General features: G+C 72.0%; 19 protein-coding genes. 14 read left to right on the top strand and 5 right to left on the bottom strand.

The genetic code is table 11. The features are described from left to right. Window positions 1–7: 7 nt before the first annotated feature. Window positions 8–760, bottom strand: a complete 753-nt coding sequence (locus tag HA039_RS30730) for an SDR family NAD(P)-dependent oxidoreductase (RefSeq protein WP_167034849.1) — start codon at window positions 758–760, stop codon at window positions 8–10. A 101-nt stretch (window positions 761–861) separates the two neighbouring features. Beyond that, entirely contained in the window at window positions 862–2004 is a 1143-nt protein-coding gene (locus tag HA039_RS30725) for an alkene reductase (protein WP_167034847.1), read from the bottom strand. Window positions 2005–2208: 204 nt separating this feature from the next. Here HA039_RS30725 and HA039_RS30720 point away from each other — a divergent pair, with 204 nt between their 5' ends. The 8 genes from HA039_RS30720 to HA039_RS30685 all read left to right on the top strand — a co-directional run bounded on the left by HA039_RS30720 (window position 2209) and on the right by HA039_RS30685 (window position 10078). Then, complete coding sequence (locus tag HA039_RS30720; protein ID WP_167034845.1) at window positions 2209–2763, top strand: hypothetical protein; 555 nt, start codon at window positions 2209–2211, stop codon at window positions 2761–2763. A gap of 240 nt (window positions 2764–3003) precedes the next feature. Then, the gene (locus HA039_RS30715; protein ID WP_208298740.1) at window positions 3004–4368 is read left to right on the top strand and encodes an LLM class flavin-dependent oxidoreductase; all 1365 of its coding nucleotides are present in this window, start codon (window positions 3004–3006) and stop codon (window positions 4366–4368) included. A gap of 175 nt (window positions 4369–4543) precedes the next feature. Next, the gene (locus HA039_RS30710; protein WP_167034843.1) at window positions 4544–5479 is read left to right on the top strand and encodes an NADP-dependent oxidoreductase; all 936 of its coding nucleotides are present in this window, start codon (window positions 4544–4546) and stop codon (window positions 5477–5479) included. Window positions 5480–5582: 103 nt separating this feature from the next. Further along, window positions 5583–6587, top strand: a complete 1005-nt coding sequence (locus tag HA039_RS30705) for an Lrp/AsnC family transcriptional regulator (protein WP_167034841.1) — start codon at window positions 5583–5585, stop codon at window positions 6585–6587. A 267-nt stretch (window positions 6588–6854) separates the two neighbouring features. Further along, window positions 6855–7724, top strand: coding sequence for an oxidoreductase (locus HA039_RS30700; protein WP_167034839.1), 870 nt, complete (start codon window positions 6855–6857; stop codon window positions 7722–7724). A gap of 64 nt (window positions 7725–7788) precedes the next feature. Further along, window positions 7789–8343, top strand: coding sequence for an NADPH-dependent FMN reductase (locus tag HA039_RS30695; protein ID WP_167034837.1), 555 nt, complete (start codon window positions 7789–7791; stop codon window positions 8341–8343). A gap of 134 nt (window positions 8344–8477) precedes the next feature. After that, window positions 8478–8969 carry a hypothetical protein gene (locus tag HA039_RS30690; protein WP_167034835.1) on the top strand — a complete coding sequence of 164 codons (492 nt, stop codon included), beginning with the start codon at window positions 8478–8480 and terminating at the stop codon, window positions 8967–8969. Between the two features lie 197 nt (window positions 8970–9166). After that, window positions 9167–10078, top strand: coding sequence for an SDR family oxidoreductase (locus HA039_RS30685; protein WP_243869852.1), 912 nt, complete (start codon window positions 9167–9169; stop codon window positions 10076–10078). A gap of 4 nt (window positions 10079–10082) precedes the next feature. Here HA039_RS30685 and HA039_RS30680 read toward each other — a convergent pair whose 3' ends face one another. Next, window positions 10083–10514 carry an ester cyclase gene (locus HA039_RS30680; protein ID WP_167034833.1) on the bottom strand — a complete coding sequence of 144 codons (432 nt, stop codon included), beginning with the start codon at window positions 10512–10514 and terminating at the stop codon, window positions 10083–10085. A gap of 140 nt (window positions 10515–10654) precedes the next feature. Here HA039_RS30680 and HA039_RS30675 point away from each other — a divergent pair, with 140 nt between their 5' ends. The 4 genes from HA039_RS30675 to HA039_RS30660 all read left to right on the top strand — a co-directional run bounded on the left by HA039_RS30675 (window position 10655) and on the right by HA039_RS30660 (window position 14166). Next, window positions 10655–11275, top strand: coding sequence for a TetR/AcrR family transcriptional regulator (locus HA039_RS30675; RefSeq protein WP_167034831.1), 621 nt, complete (start codon window positions 10655–10657; stop codon window positions 11273–11275). 110 nt (window positions 11276–11385) lie between these two features. Beyond that, the gene (locus tag HA039_RS30670; RefSeq protein WP_167034829.1) at window positions 11386–11841 is read left to right on the top strand and encodes an SRPBCC family protein; all 456 of its coding nucleotides are present in this window, start codon (window positions 11386–11388) and stop codon (window positions 11839–11841) included. Between the two features lie 214 nt (window positions 11842–12055). Next, complete coding sequence (locus HA039_RS30665; protein ID WP_167034827.1) at window positions 12056–13270, top strand: metallophosphoesterase; 1215 nt, start codon at window positions 12056–12058, stop codon at window positions 13268–13270. Window positions 13271–13449: 179 nt separating this feature from the next. Next, on the top strand, window positions 13450–14166 hold the full coding sequence (locus tag HA039_RS30660) for a hypothetical protein (RefSeq protein WP_167034825.1): 717 nt from the start codon (window positions 13450–13452) through the stop codon (window positions 14164–14166). A gap of 53 nt (window positions 14167–14219) precedes the next feature. Here HA039_RS30660 and HA039_RS30655 read toward each other — a convergent pair whose 3' ends face one another. Together HA039_RS30655 and HA039_RS30650 are read right to left on the bottom strand one after the other, a co-directional pair. Then, entirely contained in the window at window positions 14220–14576 is a 357-nt protein-coding gene (locus HA039_RS30655; protein WP_167034823.1) for an STAS domain-containing protein, read from the bottom strand. Next, entirely contained in the window at window positions 14573–15913 is a 1341-nt protein-coding gene (locus HA039_RS30650) for a PP2C family protein-serine/threonine phosphatase (RefSeq protein ID WP_167034821.1), read from the bottom strand. The genes HA039_RS30655 and HA039_RS30650 overlap by 4 nt, the downstream gene beginning before the upstream one ends. A gap of 199 nt (window positions 15914–16112) precedes the next feature. Between HA039_RS30650 and HA039_RS30645 the strand changes: the two genes are divergently transcribed. Together HA039_RS30645 and HA039_RS30640 are read left to right on the top strand one after the other, a co-directional pair. Next, window positions 16113–20285, top strand: a complete 4173-nt coding sequence (locus HA039_RS30645) for a SpoIIE family protein phosphatase (RefSeq protein WP_167034819.1) — start codon at window positions 16113–16115, stop codon at window positions 20283–20285. Next, a complete protein-coding gene (locus HA039_RS30640) occupies window positions 20285–20572 on the top strand; it encodes an STAS domain-containing protein (RefSeq protein WP_167034817.1) in 288 nt (95 codons plus the stop codon). Before HA039_RS30645 ends, HA039_RS30640 begins: the two co-directional genes overlap by 1 nt. The last annotated feature ends 39 nt before the right edge of the window (window positions 20573–20611 follow it).

Below are 20611 nucleotides of genomic sequence, written 5' to 3'. Positions count from 1 at the left end.
CCGGCCGTCAGACCTGCGCGTGGCCGCCGTCGGCGAACAACTCGGCGCCGTTGACGAAGCTCGACGCCTTCGACGCGAGGAACACCGCCGCCGTGGCGATCTCCTGGGGCTCACCGACCCGGCCCAGCGGGATCCTCGCCGCGAAGGAGCCGAGGAACTCCTCCTCCCGGCCTTCCTGCGCCAGGCCGAGAAGACCCGGGGTCCTGGTCGGTCCGGGAGTCAATACGTTCACCCGGATGCCGCGTCCGCGCAGGTCGATCGCCCAACTGCGGGCGAAGCTCCGCACGGCCGCCTTGCTCGCCGCGTAGACGCTGAAGCCCGGCGCGTCGACCTTCACCGTGGTGCTCGATCCGATGAGGATCACCGAGGCGTCGCCGCCCATCAGCGGGACGGCCTCCTGGACGGTGAAGAGAAGGCCCTTGACGTTGGTGTCGAACGTGGAGCCGTACTGCTCCTCCGTGATCGTCCCGAGCGGGGCGCCACCGCCGCCTCCGGCGTTGGCGACCAGGACGTCGAGTCTGCCCTCGCGCTCCTTGACGGTACGGAAGAGCGCCTCGATCTCCGACAGGTCGGCCGCGTCGGTACGTATCCCGAAGGCGCCGGGCCCGATCTCCGCGACGGCGGCGTCCAGTTCGGCCTTCCTGCGCCCGGTGAGGTAGACGCGGGCGCCTTCCGCGACGAACTCGGCGGCGATGGCGCGGCCTATCCCGGAGGAACCTCCGGTGACAACGGCGATCTTGCCGTCAAGCGATGCGTTCATGAGATCTCTCCGTGAGGTGGGGTGCGGCGGGTGGATCGGGTCGACCGGTGGACCGGGTCGGTCGCGGGGTCGCGGGGTCGCGGGGTCACGCGGTCACGCGGTCACGCGGTCACGGCCGCCTGCGGCACTTCCGGCGCGGGCGGGTAGTCGGTGTACCCCCCGGCCCCGCCCTGGTAGAAGGTCGCGCGATCGGCGTCGGCGAGCGGCAGGTGGTGCTCGAAACGCCGCGGCAGGTCGGGGTTGCTGATGAACAGCGACGCGAAGGAGACCAGGTCGGCGAGGCCTTCGCCGATGACGGCGTTGCCCGATTCCCGGTCGAGGCCGGCGTTCGCGATGAGCGTCCCCCGGTACAACGGCCGGAACAGTCCCAGCGATTCGAGTCGCTGCTCCGCGGTCACCTGGACGTTGGGCTTGCGGGTCATCATCAGGTGCAGGTAGGCCAGCGGGTGGTCGTTGAGGCCCGCGGCCACGTGCTCGTGTACGGCCAGGACCTCGGGCGACGCCTCCGTCGCGTCGCCGAGCACCTGGTGCGGGGCGAACTTGACGCCCACCCGGTGGGGCCCCCAGACACCGATCACCGCGTCGAGCACCTCGAACAGGAACCGCGCGCGGCCCTCGGCGGTGCCGCCGTACTCGTCCGTACGGAGGTTGAGCGCGGGGTTCAGGAACTGGGCGATCAGGTAACCGCGTTGGGCGTGCACCTCCACCCCGTCGAACCCGGCCAGCTTCGCGTTGGCCGCCGCCGCCCGGTACTGCTCCACGACGTCCGCGATCTGCTCCGCGCTCAGCGCGCGGGGTGTGACGACGTCGGTGAGCCCGTTCGGTGTGAACACCTTGCCGCCCGGGTTGACCGCGGACGGGGCCACCGGCAGGCGGCCCTGGTGGAAGTCCGGGTGCGAGGCCGCCCCGGTGTGGGCGAGCTGCGCGAAGATCGCTCCGCCCTCGGCGTGGACGGCCTCGGTCACCTCGCCCCAGGCCCGGGCCTGTTCGAGGCTGTACATGCCGGGTACGTGCACCGCGCCGATCGCCCCGGTGCTGATCCAGGTGCCTTCCGACACGATCAGCCCCGCGCCGGCGCGCTGCCGGTAGTACTCGCCGTGCAGCTCCGTCGGGGCCAGTTCCTGGTTCTGCGCCCGGGCCCGGGTCATCGGCGCCATGACCACCCGGTTGCGGAGCGTCAGGCCGCCGCCCAGGTCGTACGGGTCCAGCAGTGGCTGCTTCGCGGTGCGCAGCGGGAGGGACATGCCCGCCTCCTCGTGGTGACAGATGGATCAAGCTGGCCGGTCCACTGTCGCGCGTGGCGGCACATCACGTCCAACGATGATTGATGATGATCGCCAGCACGAGGGATGATAGGTCGCTGCCCTCGGGAAGGCGCTACCGTCGCAGGTGAGGGGGAATCAACCACCCACCCACTCCGCTCTGCCGCGGGGAAGGAAGAACCTCACATGAGCGACAACAAGGTGCTGGCCGATCTTGTCCTGTCCGACTCGACGGTCCACGCCACCGTCGACGCGCCCTTCGACCGGGTCGACCTGGCCGACTGGCTGGGAAACCTGACCGACGAGGAGTACCAGCGCTGCGCGCCGGGCGAACACAAGGCCTGCGCGCACGGCTTCACCGACGACGGCCGACGGGAGACGCTGAACGTCGAGATGATCGGCACCACACTCACCATCCAGCACGCCGTGCACGACATCTTCGAGAAGCACCACCTGCGCCTGGTGTCACTGTCCGACGCGCTCACACCGAACGGCTGGACGACCTCACAGGGCATCTGGGAGCTGCGCGTCACGGACAACGGCGACGGGACCTGCCGGCTGAGCAACAGCATCCTCGCCCATCCGACCACGGAGGGAATGGAGTTCTACGAGGCGAACGGCATCACGTTCGACCAGGCCGCGGCGGCCCGCCAGGAGGCCTCGGACGCCCACAACCACCGGGAGACCCCGCACTACGCCGCCAGCATCGCACGCAAGGCACTGGCCTCCCGCGGGGCTTAGGCACCCGGCAGGGACGTGTGTCCGGCCCACAGGCTGCGTATGTCGGCGGTGTGAAATCTCGCGGTCACCGGTCCCGGTCCCCGGGGCGCTGTCGCCGGGCGCTGCCAACGGTCGTACGGGCCGGAAACACACCGACACCATCCTGTGAATCGGGCCACCGGGGTTCCGCGTCGTTCGAGGAGCGGGTTAACGTCTGCCGCACACCACCCCAACACCCCCTCAGTGACCCGGAAGTGTGCCGTGACCGAGCTTCTCTTCAACGCCTTCCTCATGAACACCGCCTCCCACTACCACCACGGCCAGTGGCGGCAACCGGTCGCGCGCCAGGCCGACTTCAACGACGTCGACGTGTGGATCGACCTGGCCGAGCGGCTGGAGGCGGGCCTGTTCGACGGCATCTTCTTCGCGGACCAGGTCGGCGTGCAGGGCCCGGCGGACGGCGACTTCAGCGGGAACGTACGGGAGGGGCTGCACCTGCCCAGCAACGACCCGGCGGTGCTCCTGTCGGCGCTGGCCGTGCGCACGAAGCACCTGGGTCTCGCCTTCACGAGCTCCATCGTCCAGGCGCACCCCTTCGACTTCGCGCGCAAGGTGTCCACGCTCGACCACATCTCCCGCGGCCGTGTCGCGTGGAACATCGTCACGAGCGCCGTCGAGAACACCGCGCGCAACTTCGGCCTCGACCACCTGCCGGAGCGAGAGGAGCGGTACCGGTGGGCGGCCGAGTACGCCGACGTCGTCTACAAGCTGTGGGAGGGATCGTGGGACGAGGGCGCGGTCCTCAAGGACCGGGAGCGGGGCATCTACTCGGACCCCGCGAAGGTCCACCGCATCCACCACGAGGGTGAGCGCTACCGCGTCCTCGGGCCGCACCTCCCCTCGCCGTCACCGCAGCGGACGCCGGTGCTCTTCCAGGCCGGGGCCTCGGGGCCGGGCAAGGCGTTCGCCGCCCGGAACGCGGAGGCCGTGTTCATCGCCGCGCCCACGCCCGAGGTCGCCCGGGCCGTGATCGCGGAGACCCGCGCGCTCGCCGTCGAGGCGGGCCGGCGGGCCGAGGACGTCAAGTTCTTCCAGGCGCTGACCTTCGTGATCGGCGACACCGAGGAGGAGGCCCGCGCGCAGGAGGCGCACCTGGAAAGCTTCATCAGCCCGGGGGGTTACCTGATCCAGATGAACTACGGGAACCGCCCGGACGGTACGCCGTACCCGCTCGACACCCCGCTGTCCGAGGTCAGGACGACCGGGAGCCAGGCCGTCCTGGACTGGACCCGTATGGGGGTCACCGCGGAGAACCCGGTCGTCGGGGACCTGGCCAGGATCCTGACCCGCCGCAACCGGGTGGTCGGCTCGCCCGCGCGGGTCGCCGACGTGCTGGAGGAGTGGCAGGCGGCGGGGGTCGACGGCATCAACGTCACCAACTGGCACATCCCCGGTTCGTACCAGGAGGTCATCGACAAGCTCCTTCCCGAGCTGCGCCGCCGCGGCCTCGCCAGGACCTCCTACACGCCGGGCACCCTGCGCGCGAAGCTGTTCGGCGCCGGCGACCACCTCAACGACCGTCACCCGGCCGCGTCCTACCGGGGGGCGTTCGCGACGGGCGCGTGAGGAAGGCGGGCACGAGGGGCAGGTGACGGCCCGTCACCTGCCTCCCCGGAGTGGCCCACACGGATGGAATGGGCGGCGCGGAGGGGCGGGACAGCGCCGGGTCGTGTGCGCCGGGGCTCCGAGCGGGCAAGGTGACCTCGGTCCGCGCCACTTCGCCCGCCGGAGGTTCGTTCCCGTGCAAGCCATCACCGTTCACGACCGTGCCGCCGGTGCCAGTGGGCTGGCCCTGACGGAACTGCCGTATCCCCATGCCGCCGAGAACGACGTCGTCGTGCGGGTGCACGCGGCCGGTTTCACCCGCGGGGAACTCTCCTGGCCCGCGACGTGGACCGACCGCGCCGGCCGCGACCGGACGCCGAGTGTGCCCGGGCACGAGCTGTCCGGGGTGGTCGCGGAGCTGGGGTACGGCACCACCGGCCTCACCGTCGGCCAGCGGGTCTTCGGGCTGGCCGACTGGACCCGGGACGGCTCGCTGGCCGAGTACACGGCGGTCGAGGCCCGCAACCTGGCCCCGCTTCCCGCGGACATCGACCACACCGTGGCGGCCGCGCTGCCCATCTCGGGGCTGACGGCGTGGCAGGGCCTCTTCGACCACGGGCGGCTGACGACGGGGCAGACGGTTCTTATCCACGGGGCGGCCGGTGGCGTCGGGTCGATCGCGGTCCAGCTCGCCCGCGAGGTGGGGGCGCGGGTGATCGCCACCGGCCGGTCCGCCGACCGGGCCACCGCTCTCGGCCTCGGCGCGGACGTCTTCGTGGACCTGGAGAGGGACCGGCTGGAGGACACCGAGGAGGTCGACGTCCTGTTCGACGTCATCGGCGGCGAGATCCTCGACCGCTCCGCCGCGCTGGTACGCCCCGGCGGCACCCTCGTCACGGCGGCCGCGCCCCCCACGGTGAGGCCCGAGAACGGGCGCGCCGTCTTCTTCGTCGTGGAACCCGACCGCCACGTACTCGCCGACCTCGCGCGCCGGGTGCGGGAGGGACGGCTCAAGCCGACCGTCAACGAGGTACGCCCCCTGGCGGAGGCCCCCGTGGCCTTCGCCCCGGGCCGCCCCAGGCCGGGCAGGACGATCATCCGCGTCGTCCCGGACGGAGACCCGGCCGCGTAGGGGGGTGATCGCGGGTCCCGCTCCAGGAGGTGGCCGCCGAGCGAAGCGCCGTACCACTACCGAAGCTCCAGGTGAATCGGCCGGACAGACCTATACTTCCGCCATGGATCGACTGGACCGGCGGATCATTCAGTGCCTCCTGCGCGACGGGCGGGCTCCCTTCCGGCGTATCGCCGAGGTGGCCGACGTCTCCGAGCAGACAGTGGCCCGCCGCTACCGCGCCCTCGTCGCCGACGGCGCCGTGCGGGTACGTGTCCTGCCGAGCCACGCGGTGCTCGGCGACCGGACCTGGTTCGTCCGGGTGCAGTGCCGCCCCGACGCCACCGACGCCCTCGCGGACGCGCTGGCCGCCCGTGAGGACACCGCGTACGTCAGCATCACCTCCGGCGGCTCCGAGATCGTGTGCCAGACCCACACCGGTCGCCGCCACCAGGGCGGGTCGGTCCTGCACCGCCTGCCGCGCACCGCCAAGGTGCTGGGCTTCAACGCGTGCGCGGTCATGCACATGTACCTCGGCGGCGATGCCAAGTGGCTGGCCTTCGACGAGCCTCTCACCGACGAGCAGGCAGCTCTTTTCCGCTCCCCCGACCAGCGGGTACGCGGCGGCGTCGACGGGGCGGCCCAGGCGGCCGCGAACGCGGGGGCGCCGCGCGAGCAGGACGGCCCGCTGATGGCCGAACTCGCCCGCGACGGACGCGCCGGGGTGGTCGAGCTGGCCCGCGCCTGCGGCTGGTCCAAGTCCCGGGTCTCGACCCGCCTGGAGGAGCTGTTCGCGGCGGGGTCCCTGCGCGTCGCCGTGGACCTGGCGTACCCGCGCTTCGGCTTCCACGTCCCCGCCTACCTGTGGCTCACCGTCGAACCCCGCCTGCTGAACACCACCGGCGAGATCCTCTCCGCCCATCCCGAGACCACGTTCGCCGCCGCCGTCACCGGCTCCGCCAACCTCCTGGTGACGGTCACCTGCCGCACGATGGACGACCTCTTCTCGTACGTCACCACCAAGGTCGGCGCTCTCGACGCGGTCCGCCACGTCGACGTCGTCCCGGTGCTGGACCGTCTCAAGCAGGGAGGCACCCGGCTCCACGACGGCCGCCTGATCCCGGCCTGACGGAAGCCGGGCGGCGCTCGGCGGCGGGCACGCCGGCGCCGCACGATGCGCCGGAGCTGCACGATGCAGCCGTGAACGTACGCCGGGGCGGAGGAATGGGCCGGCCCGATCCGGCACCCTGGAGGTTCGGGACGGCTTTGTGGTCATCGGCTGTCGATTCCTTGATCGCGGCGGCAGTGTGGAGGCCGAGGCCGGCGTGCCTCGGCCGCAGGCGGGAACAGACAGCCGCGGTCCGTCCTCCGATGTGTTCCCAGCAAGGAGTTCGCGATGAGCGACGTACTTCCAGGCGGCACCCTGCGTCTGTCCGAGACTTTGACCGTGACGCGCGTGGGGTACGGCACCCTCCAGCTGGCCGGGCCGATGGCGTACGGGCCGCCGCGCGACCGCGACGAGGCCCTGGCAGTCCTGCGCGCGGCGGTGCGGTCCGGGATCACACATCTGGACACCAGTGACTACTACGGTCCGCATCTGGTGAACGGGCTGGTACGGGAGGCCCTGCACCCCTACCCCGAGGGTCTGCACATCGCCACCAAGGTGGGGGCGCGCCGCACGGCCGACCGGGGCTGGCCCGCCGCGCTGTCGCGCCCGGAGCTGATCCAGGCCGTCCACGACAACCTGGACCACCTGGGTCTGGAGGCGCTGGACCTGGTGAACCTGCGGATGACCGACACGCTCGCGGCGCGGGACATCGTCGAGCCGTTCACCGTGCTCGCCGAGCTGCGTGACCAGGGCCTGATCCGCAACCTGGGCGTCAGCAACGTCAGCGCGGAGCAGGTCGAGGCCGCCCGGGGCATCGCACCCGTGGTCGCGGTGCAGAACTACTACAACGTCGCCTTCCGGCAGGACGACGCCCTGGTGGACCGGTGCGCCGAACTGGGCATCGCGTACGTGCCGTTCTGGCCGCTGGGCGGGTTCCGGCCGCTTCAGGCCGCGCCGTTGGAGCGGGTCGCGGCCGAACTCGGCGCCACGGCGCGGCAGATCGCCCTCGCGTGGCTGCTGCACCGCTCTCCGACGATCCTGCTGATCCCGGGGACCTCCACCCGCGCCCACCTCGTCCAGAACATCGCCGCCGCCACGATCGACCTCCCCTCGCGCGCGCTGCACATCCTGAACGCCATCGGCGCCCCGGCCCACTGACCCACCCCTCCGCCTCCCGCCCCTCCCCTACATAACCCCTCCTCCCCTCCCCGGAGTTCGCTTCATGCCACACCCGTCCGCTCGTCACCGCACGCTGGTCCTGTCCGGGAGCCTGCGCATCGGGGCGGTCACCACCCAGGTCGCCCTCGCGGCCCTGGCCCAGGGCCACCCCGGCCATGAGGTGGCCCTGGCCACCGGCCTGGACCAACTGCCCCTGTTCAACGAGGACCTGGACACCGACCCCGCCCTGCCCGTCGTGGCCGGCCTGCGGGCCCAGGTCGCCGCCGCGGACAGTGTGCTGGTCCTGAGCCCGGTCAACAACGCCAGCATCTCGGCCGCCCTCAAGAACGCCCTCGACTGGCTGTCCCGCCCCCGCGGCAACGCCCCTCTCTCCGGCAAGCCCGCCACCGGCATGGTCGTCGGCTACCGCGCCCACAGCTCGGAGGACCACCTGACGGCGATCCTCCGCGCCACCGGCGCCCTCACCACCCCGGCCCCGATCCCCGTGCTGAGCCCCCGCGGCGTCAACGGGGATCCGGCCGCCCAGGACCCGAACGTCACCACCGCCGTGTCCCAGGCCCTCGCCGCGCTGCGCCTCCCCGATCCCGCCGCCGTATGACGCAGCGCAAGCCCGCAGGCGCCCGGTCGCCGGGAGCCGTGTCGATGATTTCGACCACGTGATCATGAACCCGAGCTTCTGCGCCAGCGCGAAATCCGCGCTGTCGTTCTCGGTCCGGCGTGGCAGCATGCGGCATGGCACTTCGACACCCCGACGGCGACTACGCCATCACCACGATGTACTCCGTGCCGGATGACGCCTGGTATCTGGAACTGGATCTCGTGGCCGGGCAACGGACTCTCGTCACCGCGATCGTCCCCGACGAGGATCCGGCACGGGACCCCACGGTGTGCTTCGACCCGCGTGCGGGGCACACTGACGTCCCGTACGACGTCATGCGGTGGTTCATGCGCCGGGTCGAGGACGAGATCCGTACCTCCCGTGCCTGGATGCGGCTGGAACCGGAGCTCGTCGAGATCATCCGCCGACTCCGCCAGGAGCACATGGGCGTCATCGACGAAGACGACTTTCCCCGGGTTCTGGCGGAGGTGCGCACCACGGTCCCCGAAGAGGACGTCCCGGACGTCCTGGAGGCCGCCTTCGGGCCGCATCCCGACGGCACCACCCTGGACCGTCCGCACACGCCCCGGCCTGTGGACGGCCAAGGGGAAGGGGACGGGGGCTGACCCGGCGCCCGTGCGGGGGCCCGGGGCCCGGGAGGTCGTCGGGGTCGGCGGTGGGGTCGCGTTGCTCCGCGTGGGTGGGAAATGGGGTCCTCCTGACCGTACGGAGGCGAGGGGCGTGTGGCCGGGCCGGTTCGTACGCGGTCCTCGCTGATACTCGGAGCGGTCTCACCCGCAGCCCTACCCGCCACCATGCGCGCTTGAGTTCGCTTCGACCCGACGTCCTGACGTCCTCGTCACGTCGAGTCGACGCGAACACCGACGAAGGGGACACCGTGCCCACCACGTGGTTCATCACCGGCACCTCCTCCGGCTTCGGCCGCCTCCTCACCGAACAGCTGCTGGCCCGGGGCGACCGCGTGGCCGCGACCCTGCGTCGCCCCGAGGCGCTGGACGATCTGCGTGCCGAGCACGGCGACCGCCTCTGGGTCGCCCGCCTCGACGTCACCGAGGCCGAGCGGGTACGCGAGGTCGTGGCCGCCGCCTTCGAGGCGCTGGGCACGGTCGACGTGATCGTCAACAACGCCGGCCACGGTGTCTTCGCCTCCGTCGAGGAGGCCACCGACGAGCAGATCCGCCAGGTGATCGACACCAATCTGCTCGGCTCGATCCACGTCATCCGCGCCGCGCTGCCGCGGCTGCGCCAGCAGGGGTACGGACGGATCCTCCAGATCTCGGCCGCCGGAGGCCAGACCACGTACCCGAACTTCAGCGCCTACCAGGCCTCGAAGTGGGGCATCGAAGGCTTCTGCGAGACCGTGGCGGAGGAGGTGGCACCGTTCGGCATCACCGTGACGATCGTCGAGCCCGGCGCGACGCCGACCGGTTTCAGCGCCACCCTCGCCACCGCGCCCGTCCTTCCGGCGTACGAGAACACCCCGGCGGGCGAGGCGCGGCGCGCGGTCATGAGCGGCGGCTTCGCCTTCCCCAACGATCCGCGGAAGATCGTGACGGCGATGATCGACCTCGTGGACTCCGACGCCGGGCCCGTGCGCCTCCCTCTCGGGTCCGACACCTACGACGACGTACGGGCGGCGATCACCGCGCGGCTCTTCGAGCACGAGGCACACCGCGACATCGCGTTCTCCGTGGTGAAGAACGGCCCCGCGTAACGGGTCAGGCGGCGGGGAGCCTGGTGACGCCGAGCTGGAGGAGAAGGTCGAAGAGATCCTCGACGTACGTGGATTCGGCGATCCGGCCGTCCTCGAAGCGGTAGAGGGCGGTGCCGTTCCACTTCGCGTGGCGGCCGGTGGGGGGCAGGTCCATGAAGGGGCCGGTGTTGGTGCCGCTGTTCGTGAAGAGGACGAAGACCTCGTCGTCCTGGGCGATGATCCGCCGGACCTCCAAACGCATGCCGGTGAAGGCGCCCTGGCCGTTGGCCGCGAAGAACGCCTTGAAGGCGGGCAGGCCGACGATCTCGCCGAGACTGCCGCCGTGCATCGTGTAGCCGGGGGTCATCAGCTCGTCGACGGGCGTGACGTCGCCGCCGTTGACGACCTCCTCGTAGAAACGCCGGACCACCGCGGTGTTGGTTTCCGTCTTGCTCATGAGCGTGGCGCCTTTCGTACGGTTCCGCCCTGTCCGGGGGTCCGGAGCGGCGGCTTCACTTCCTAACCGTTTAGTTGATTAAAGCCTGCACCCGGCCGGGGGCTTTGTCAACTAATTGGTCAGTTGATAATGTGGGGCCCATGGCATCAGGTGCACCCCGAAACGCGGAGGCGACCAGGAAACGGCTGCTCAAGGCGGCAGCCGCCGAGTTCGCCCGCTACGGCATCGCGGGGGCCCGCGTCGACCGGCTGGCCGCCGAGGCGCAGTCGAACAAGGCGCAGATCTACCACTACTACGGCAGCAAGGACGGCCTGTTCGACGCCGTCTTCGAGGCCTTGGTCGCCCAGGTGCTCAGCGAGGCCCCGATGGACGCCCACGACCTGCCCGAGTACGCCGGCCGCCTCTTCGACGGCTACGAGCAGTACCCCGACATCATCCGCCTGGCCACGTGGTACCGGCTGGAACGCGGCGGTGACGGTACGCACGTACAGGCCGTCCTCGACGCCGACCGCGCCAAGGTCACGGCCATCGCCGCCGCCCAGGCGGCCGGAGCCGTCACGGACGCCTACGCGCCCGAAGTCCTCCTGGGGCTCGTCATCCACACCGCCGCGCTGTGGACCGCGCAGACGCCGGAGTACGAACACCTCGTCGGCGCGCTGAGCAGCGGGCAGCGCCGCGACATCGTCGTCTCCGCCGTCGCTGCACTCACCGGCCCGCACGGTGGCGGCGGTTCTCGGGGTCCCGGCGGCTCCGACCGGTGACCGACCCGCGAACGCGGTGGAGCGAGGACCGCCGACGGGCCGCAGACCCTCCCCCCACCCGGATGCCATGATGGGCCGCGTCCAGGTCGCACGTTCGAAAGGCATCGGAGATGGCTGCCGGTACGCTCACCCATCGGTTCACCGTCCCGGCTCCGCGGGACCACCTCGTCGCGCATCTCGGCGATCCGGCGAACTACGTCACGTTGAACCCGTACGTGACCGAGGTCAGTGGCGTGCACGAGCGCGACGGGGCCGTCGAGTTCACCGCGATCGAGCGCATCAGGCTGCTGGGCCCGGTGCACCGGAACAACCGGCTGTCCCTCGTGATCCGCTCCGAGGCGGACCACTCCCGTACGGTCTACGACGTCACAAGTCCGGGCGGAATCACGGTCCGTATCGCGACCGACTTCACCGAGACCCCCGGCGGCACCGACGTCCTGGACACGATCACGCTCGACGTGCCCTGGCCCATACGCCGGTTCGCGCTGCGGCAGGCGCGGTTCGCCCAACTGCACCGGGCGGACATCCTCGCCCGCCTCGACCGGGGAACGTCCCGCCTCGCCTGACGCCGTCGGAGGCGGCGGTCGCCGAACTCCCCACGTCCTCATCCCTGTTGCCGGAGCGGGTCGTCGACCCGGGGCGGGTGGTCGACAGGGCCGCGGCGGAGCTCTCTCCACCGCACCAGGTGCGCCGGTCCGCTCCCCGAGGTGGACAATGGGCTCTCCGGGAGGCGCGGCGGTCGAGGCCGGCGCGGACTCAGGGCGCCTCAGGAGGGGACACGTGACCGAGACCAGCGACACCCGATCCGCCGCCGACGAAGCGCGGGACACACCGCGGGGCGGACTGCGGCGCGTGATGCGCTACCTCCCGATGGTCGCGCCCGTCCTGCTCTGGGCCGTGCCGTGCTGGGTGCTCCTGTACGCCGGCCAGCACTGGCCGCTCGCCGTCACCCTGACCGGCACCGCGCTGTTCGCCCTCGGTCTGATCGGCATGCCGCTCGCCATGGCGCGCGGCCACGGCCGGCGCCAGCAGGACGGGGCGGCGATCGTCGGTGACACGCTGCTGGGCAGCGCCTGGGTCCTGTTCACCTGGTCCGTCCTGCTCGGCGTCCTCCTGCGCGCCGCCCTGGCCGTGGCCGGGGTCGGCGACGGCCAGGAGCGGGCGCGTATCGTCACCTGGGCCGTCCTCGGCGTGGCCGCCGTGCTGCTCGTCTGGGGGTACGCCGAGGCGCGACGCGTACCCCGCGTGCGCCGGCTCGACGTCCAACTCCCCCGTCTGGGAGCCGGGTTGGACGGCACCCGGGTGGTCCTGATCACCGACACCCACTACGGTCCGCTCGACCGCGCCCGCTGGTCGGCGCGGGTGTGCGAGACGGTGAACACCCTGGAAGCCGACCTGGTCTGCCACACCGGCGACATCGCGGACGGAACGGCCGACCGCCGTCGCGCCCAGGCGGCCCCGCTGGGCACCGTGCAGGCGACGCGGGCGCGGGTGTACGTCACCGGAAACCACGAGTACTACAGCGAGGCCCAGGGCTGGGTCGACCTGATGGACGAACTGGGCTGGGAGCCGCTGCGCAACCGCCACCTGTTGCTGGAGCGCGGCGGGGACACCCTGGTGGTCGCCGGCGTCGACGACGTCACCGCCGAGTCCTCCGGGCTGGCGGGCCATGGCGCCCACCTCGACGGAGCCCTCCAGGGCGCGGACCCCGATCTCCCCGTACTCCTGCTCGCGCATCAGCCCAAGTTCGTCGACCGCGCGGCGGCCCAGGGCGTCGACCTCCAGCTCTCCGGGCACACCCACGGCGGCCAGATCTGGCCCTTCCACTACCTGGTACGCCTCGATCAGCCGGCCCTCGCCGGCCTCAGCCACCACGGCCCGCGCACCCTCCTGTACACCAGCCGCGGCACCGGCTTCTGGGGCCCGCCGTTCCGCGTCTTCGCCCCCAGCGAGATCACCCTGCTCGTCCTCCGCTCCCCACAGCACTCCGCCTAGGCCGCGGGCCGGGGCACGTACCGGCCCGGCGGCGGGCCTGGGCCCGTACCGCACCCGGCCGCGGCCCGGGCCGGCCGGCCGGCCACCGGGACCGGTGCGTGACCCGCGCCGACCGGGGCAGACGTGGTTCGTCCTCGGGCCGCGACCGGCGGGGCCGGGGCGCGGAGAGAGCGAGAACCATGGCACGTACCCGTGCGGACGCGCGGACCCGGCACCCCCGGCACGAACGGCGCGGGGAGGCCCGGCTGCCGGGCGTCCTCGCCACGCTCACCGCGATCACGCTCTACCTGGCGCTGCCCGAGCAACTGCTGATCGCCCCGCGCTACGTCCTGCCGGCCCTGGAACTCCTGCTCCTGATCCCCCTGATCGCGATCAACCCCAAACGGCTGACCCGGCAGACGCGGTGGTTCCGCCTCCTGTCGCTGACGCTCGTCGCGGTGATCGCCCTCAGCAACCTGGTGGCCCTCGGCATCCTGGTGAACGAGCTCGTCCACGCCGGGGTCAAGGACGGGCGTTCGCTCCTGCTGGCGGCGTTCCAGGTGTGGCTGACCAACATCATCGTCTTCGGCCTGGCCTACTGGGAGCTGGACCGGGGCGGCCCCGTCAGCCGTACCCAACTCCCCCGCGCCGAACTGCCGCTGGCCGACTTCCGCTTCTCCCAGGACGAGAACGACGACGCCGTCCAGGAAGTCGCGGACGGCGCCAGCGGCTCCGCCGACTGGGTCCCCGCCCTGATCGACTACCTGTACGTCTCCGTCACCAACTCCACGGCCTTCAGCCCGACCGACACCATGCCACTGTCCCCCCGGGCCAAGGTGATGATGAGCGTCCAGGCCGTCGCCGCCCTGCTCACCTCGCTCCTCGTCATCGCCCGCGCGGTCAGCATCCTCCACTGACGAGGGGCATCGCGGGCCCTGGGAGGATCCGCCGGCCACTCCCCCGGGCGCCCCTAGGCGCGCAGGGCGGCGACCGCCTCGTCCATGGTGGGCTGGAAGCTGAACAGCTGGTCCAGGCCGACGATGCGGAAGACACGCGTGAGGTCGGCGTTCAGCCCGACGAGGACCAGCGGCGTGCCGGCCTGCTGGGCGCGGTTGTAGGCGGCCACGAGGACGGTGAGGCCGGTGGAGTCGCAGTAGGTGAGATCCGTCAGATCGATGATCACGGGCGTGCCGGAGCTGAAGGGCGCCTCGTCCACGACGTGGCTGAGCTCCCGGGCAGTGTGGTGGTCGAGTTCGCCCGTGACGGCCAGCACCGTGGCGCCCGCGGGGTGGGCTCGTCGGGTCGCGGTCAGAGTACGGTCGGTCACCTGTTCTCCTGTACGGGTCGGTCGTCGGTACCCAGCGGGACGGGAAGCGGGACGGAAAGGGCGAGCAGCGCGGTGTCGTCGCTGACTCCCGTACCCAGGTCGGTGAAGAGGGTGTGCAGCATCGCGAGCAGGGCGTCCGCTCCCTGGGCGGGATGCTCGGACAGGTGGCGGGCGAGTCCGTCCTCGCCGAGCATCGCGCCGCTCCCGGTACGGGCCTCGCTGAGCCCGTCGGTGTACAGCAGCAGCGCGTCGCCGGGCGCGAGCCGGGTGGTCGTCGCCACGAAGTGGGGATCGGGCAGCAGTCCGATCAGCTGGCCGCCCGTGGTGGAGATGGCCTCCACCGTGCCGTCCGCGCGCAGCGCGAGCGCCGGGGGGTGGCCGCCACCGGCCAGCGTGACGGCGAACGACCCGTCGGCCAGGGCGTCGAGCACCCCGAACACCGCGGTGCAGAAGCGAGGGGTGCTGCCCTGGTACTCCCCTTTCAGGACGGTGTCGAGGTTCGCCAGGGCGGTGCACGGGTCGGGGTCGTAGATGGCCGCGGCGCGCAGGGTGTAGCGGGTCAGCGACGTCAGGGCGGCGGCGTCGGCCCCCTTCCCGCACACGTCGCCGAGGAAGAACGCCCAGCGGCCGTCGTCGAGGGGGAACAGGTCGTAGAAGTCGCCGCCGACCTCGTCGACCGAGGCGGGGTGGTACGCGGCGGCCGCGTCCAGACCGGGCACCAGCGGTAAGGCGGGCGGCAGGAGGGTGCGTTGGAGCGTACGGGCGAGCCGTTCGGCGTCGGTCCGCCGCTCGCGCTCGGCGGCGACGGTACGCAACGTCGCCAGGCGCACTTCGAGTTCGTCCATGACGAGTGCGGCCAGGTCCTCCAGCGCGCCGAGTTGGTTGGGCGTGGGATGCCGGGGCCGGGTGTCGAGGACGTTGACCGTGCCGAGGCGGTGGCCGTCGGCGGTGGTGATCGCGGCGGCCGCGTAGAACCGTACGGCCGGACGGCTCCGTACGAGAGGGTGGACGGTGGCCCGGGGGTCGGCCCGGGTGTCGTGGATGACGTAGGGCCCGCTGTGCCGGATGGCAGTGGCGCACAGGCCGGCGGCGCGGCTGGTCTCGCTCATGTCCTTGAGGCCGTGGGCGGCCTTGAACCACACCCGGTCGCTGTCCACGATCGTCACCGTGGCCATGGGCGCGTCGAAGATACGGGCGGCCAGGGAGGCGATCCTGTCGAAGGCGCCGTCGGGCGCGCTGTCGAGGATCCGGTAGCGGCGCACGGCCGCGAGGCGCTCCTCCTCGTCCGGCGAGGACGGTCCCGCGTCCGGTCGGAAGGCGTCCTGCGTCGCCGTCATGTCGTCTCCCCCACTGCCGGACACCGCGCCTGCCGACCCCGCGGCGGCTGCCCTATCCTACGGATCGCGTCCCATGAGCCTCCCCGGGGTGGCTCGAAGCAGTCCTCGCCGGACGGCGCACGCACCCTGTTGCGTGCTGCTCGCCGGCACGCCGGAAGTGGCCGGCACGGAGGGACTGACGTGAACGGAAGGTGGAGCAGTGACAGGTTCCGAGGACGCCGGGCCCGACGTGCCCGTGGCGGCGGGCACCGCCGTGTTCACGGCCGACCAGGAGATCGGCCGGGATCTCGCGCGCGTGGACTGGGGAGCCGTAACGCTCGGGGATCCGGCCGGCTGGCCGCAGAGTCTCCGGACCGCGGTGAGCATCCTGCTGTCGTCGCGTTTCTCCATGTGGATGGCGTGGGGCGAGGAGCTGACGTTCTTCTGCAACGCCGCCTACCGCCGCGACACCCTGGGCCGCAAGTACCCCTGGGCGCTGGGGCGTCCGGCCAGTGAGGTGTGGGAGGAGATCTGGGACGACATCGGCCCCCGTATCCGCACCGTCCTGACCACGGGCGAGGCGACCTGGGACGAGGCGCTGCTGCTGTTCCTCGAACGCTCCGGCTACACGGAGGAGAGCTACCACACGTTCTCGTACAGCCCCCTGCGTGACGACGCGGGGCAGGTCGTGGGCATGCTGTGCGTGGTCATCGAGGAGACCGAACGGGTCATCGGCGAGCGCCGCATGGCGACGCTGCGCGATCTGGGCTCCGACCCGAGCGTGGTGCGCACCGAGCAGGAGATGCTCGACTTCGCGGGGCGGCAGTTGGAGGGGAACCAGCACGATCTGCCGTTCACGCTGACGTACCTCTTCGACGACGACGGAAGCGCCCGCCTGACCGCGGCCACCGGCATCGCCCCGGGCCACCCCGCCGCCGCCGAGCGCCTCCTCGCCGCCGACCAGGGCATATGGCCGACGAGTGCCGTCGCGGGCGGGCGGTCCGTGGTGGTGCCGCTCGACGGCGACGCGTTCCCCGACCTGCCGACCGGGGCGTGGCAGGAGCCGCCCGTCCAGGCCGTGGTGGTGCCGCTGCTCCAACAGGGCGGCACGCCGTACGGGTTCATGGTGGCGGGCCTCAACCGCTACCGGGCCTGGGACGACGACTACCGCGGCTTCGTGGACCTGGTCGCCGGCCATGTCGCCACCGGGGTCGCCAGCGCCCGCAGTTACCAGGCGCAGCAGCGCAGGGCGGAGGAACTGGCCGAGCTGGACCGCGCGAAGACGACGTTCTTCTCCAACATCAGCCACGAGTTCCGCACCCCCCTGACCCTGATCACGGGCCCGGTGCAGGAGTTGAGGACCCGGCTCGCCGGCGCGGACCCGGAGGTCCGTGAGGAGCTGGAGCTGATCCACCGCAACGGGCTGCGGCTGAGCAAGCTGGTCAACACGCTGCTGGACTTCTCCCGCCTGGAGGCGGGCCGGATGCAGGCGCGTTACGAGCCGGTCGACCTGGCCGCGGTCACCGGTGAGTTGGCCAGCGTCTTCCGTTCCGCCGTCGGCAGGGCGGGCCTGGACTTCCAGGTCGACTGCGGTCGGTTGCCCGAGCCGGTCCACATCGACCGGAGCATGTGGGAGAAGGTGATCCTGAACCTCCTCAGCAACGCGCTCAAGTTCACCTTCGACGGCTCGATCCGGGTGGCCGTGCGTGCCGTGGACGGCGGGGCCGAGGTGGTCGTCGCGGACACCGGGATCGGTGTCGCGGCCGGGGAAATGGCCCGGCTGTTCGAGCGGTTCCACCGGATCGAGAACGCCCGCTCCCGCTCGAACGAGGGCAGCGGTATCGGGCTGGCCCTGGTCAAGGAGCTGGTGGGCCTGCACGGCGGTACGATCACCGCCGCGTCCACCGAGGGCGAGGGCACGCGCTTCACCATCCGTCTGCCGTTCGGATCCGGGCATCTGCCGTCGGACGCCCTCCTGCGGGACGGCGGTACGGATGCGGTCCCGGCCGCCGCCGACCCGTTCGTACAGGAGGCCCTGAGGTGGCTTCCCGGGGAGGCCGGCGGACCGGGTGGACCGGGTGGACAGGCGCTTCCGGTCCTGGCGGACCCGCGCGAACCGGGATCGGGGGCGCAGGACCCGGCCACGGTGCTGGTGGCCGACGACAACGCGGACATGCGGGAGTACCTGACCCGCCTGCTGCGCGGCGCCGGCTACACCGTCCGTACGGCTCACGACGGGCGGCATGCCCTGGAGACGATCCGCGCCGAGACCCCCGACCTGGTGGTCAGCGATGTCATGATGCCCCGCCTGGACGGCCTGGCCCTGGTCGAGGCGCTGCGGGGCGACGCGCGGACCGCCTCCGTACCGGTGCTGCTGCTGTCGGCCCGGGCCGGGCAGGAGGCGTCCATCGAGGGCCTCCAGGCCGGCGCCGACGACTACCTGGTCAAGCCGTTCGCCGCCGCCGAACTCCTCGCCCGGGTGCGGGCGGCGATCCGGCTGGCACGGCTGCGCGGCCATCACGCCCGCTGGCGCGCCGCGTTGATCGAGTCGTTGCAGGAGGCGTTCTTCGTCTGCGACGAGGACGGCGCCGTCATCGAGATCAACGCGGCGTTCACCGACATCCTCGGTTACGGCCCCGAGGGGCTGCCCTACGCGCCCCTCCAGCCGTGGTGGCCGAACGCGGACAGCGATCCGGAGGCCCACGAGAAGGTGCAGAACGCCTTCGACCGGCTGGTCGGCAACGAGAAGGGCAGCTACACCGTCCCCCTCATCCACCGCGAGGGACACCGGATCTGGGTCAGCGCCACCTTCAACCAGGTCCAGGATCCCGACACGGGCCGCACCGTGATCGTCGGCACCTTCCGTGACGTCACGGCCGAGCACTACGCCATCCAGCGCGAGAGCGCCCTGGCCGCCCTGGGAACGTGCCTGTCCCGGGCCACCAGCCTGTCCGAGGCGCTCGGCGGCGCGCTGGACGAGCTGAAGAACCGGTGGCGCGCGCAGGAGGTCATGGCGGCGGTCTTCGACCACGGCGACGAACCCACCCTGACGGCCACCGCCCCCGGCCTCGCCTGGCGGGACCTGCCCCCGGGCAGCCGCCAGGCGCTCGCGGGGGTGCGCCGGCACCCGCTGCTCGCCCCGGTGACCGAGCCGTCGGGGGCGGGCGTCCTCCTGGAGCATCCCGACGGGCAGCTCGTCCTGTGGATCGACCTCGGGGAGCAGCGGCCCTTCACGGGCGAGGACCAGCTGCTGCTGTCGCTGCTGGCCGGTCACCTCGCGCAGGGCCTGGCGCGCGCCCACCAGATCGACCAGCAGCGTGAGACGGCCATCGCCCTCCAGCGCGCCATCCTGGGCCCCTCCCACCTGCCCGACGGTTTCGCCGTCCGGTACGAGCCCGCGACCCGGCCGCTGGAGGTCGGGGGCGACTGGTACGACACCGTCCCCCTCCCGGACGGGCGTATCGGCATCGTCGTCGGCGACTGCGTCGGCCGCGGCCTGCAAGCGGCCACCGTCATGGGGCAGTTGCGCAGCGCCTGCCGCGCCCTGCTGTTGCAGGACGCCCGTCCCGCCCAGACCCTGATGGCCCTGGACCGGTTCGCCGCCGGGGTCCCCGGCGCGATCTGCACCACGGTCTTCTGCGGGGTCCTCGATCCCGGGACCGGGCTGCTGACCTACTCCAGCGCGGGGCATCCGCCCGGCATCCTCGTTCATCCCGACGGGACCACCCGCCTTCTGGAGGAGGGCCGTTCGCTGCCCCTCGCCGTCCGCCCCGGCACGCCCCGTCCCGAGGGCACGTGCACCATCCGGGCCCGCTCGACTCTCCTGCTGTACACCGACGGGCTCGTGGAACGCCGCCGCCGTCCGCTCACCGCGGGCATCGACCAGGCGGGGAAGGCCCTGCGGGACGGCCGGAACACCGCCATCGACGACCTGGCCACCGACGTGATGGCCAGTCTCGCCCCGGCCGACGGGTACGACGACGACGTCGCCCTGCTGCTGTACCGCCACCCGGCCCCGCTGGAGTTGTCCTTCCCCGCCGAGTCCGCCCAACTCGCCCCCGTACGGAAGACGTTGCGCGGCTGGCTCGACCAGTGCGACCTGCCGCCCAACACCGTGCAGAACGTCCTGGTCGCCGCGGGCGAGGCGTGTGCCAACGCCATCGAGCACGGCCATCGTGACGCTCCTGGCGCCCCCGTGTACTTCCGCGCGGAGGCGTTCGTCGACAACCTGCGCCTGACCATCACCGACACGGGCCGCTGGAAGACCCCGCAGCCCGAGCTGAACGCCCACCGCGGTCGAGGCATGGGCCTCATGCATGCCCTGATGCACCACGTCACCGTCACCTCCGGCCCGACCGGCACCACCGTCGACATGCACACGAGGATCGCCTGATGACCACACCGCTCACCCTCACCCCCGGCCGACGGCCCGACGGCACGGCGCTGTTGACCGCGGTCGGCGAGATCGACCTGAGCAACACCGACGTCCTCGCCTCCGCCCTCGACGGCACGAGCGGCCTCCTCGTCCTGGACCTGACCGGCGTCGAGTACCTCGACAGCGCGGGCCTGAGCGTGCTGTTCCCGCACGCCGACCGGATCGAGCTCATCGCCACGCCGCTCCTCAAGCCCGTACTGGCCATTTCCGGCCTCGCGGACATCACCACCATTCACGACGCCTAGCCGCCCACGCCCCACGACCACCCGGAGCCCCGTGCCGAC

Origin of the sequence: Streptomyces liangshanensis (assembly GCF_011694815.1) — a bacterium.
Classification (GTDB): domain Bacteria; phylum Actinomycetota; class Actinomycetes; order Streptomycetales; family Streptomycetaceae; genus Streptomyces; species Streptomyces liangshanensis.
Note: the sequence above shows the minus strand (reverse complement) of the source record. Positions and strands in the feature narration are given on the sequence as shown.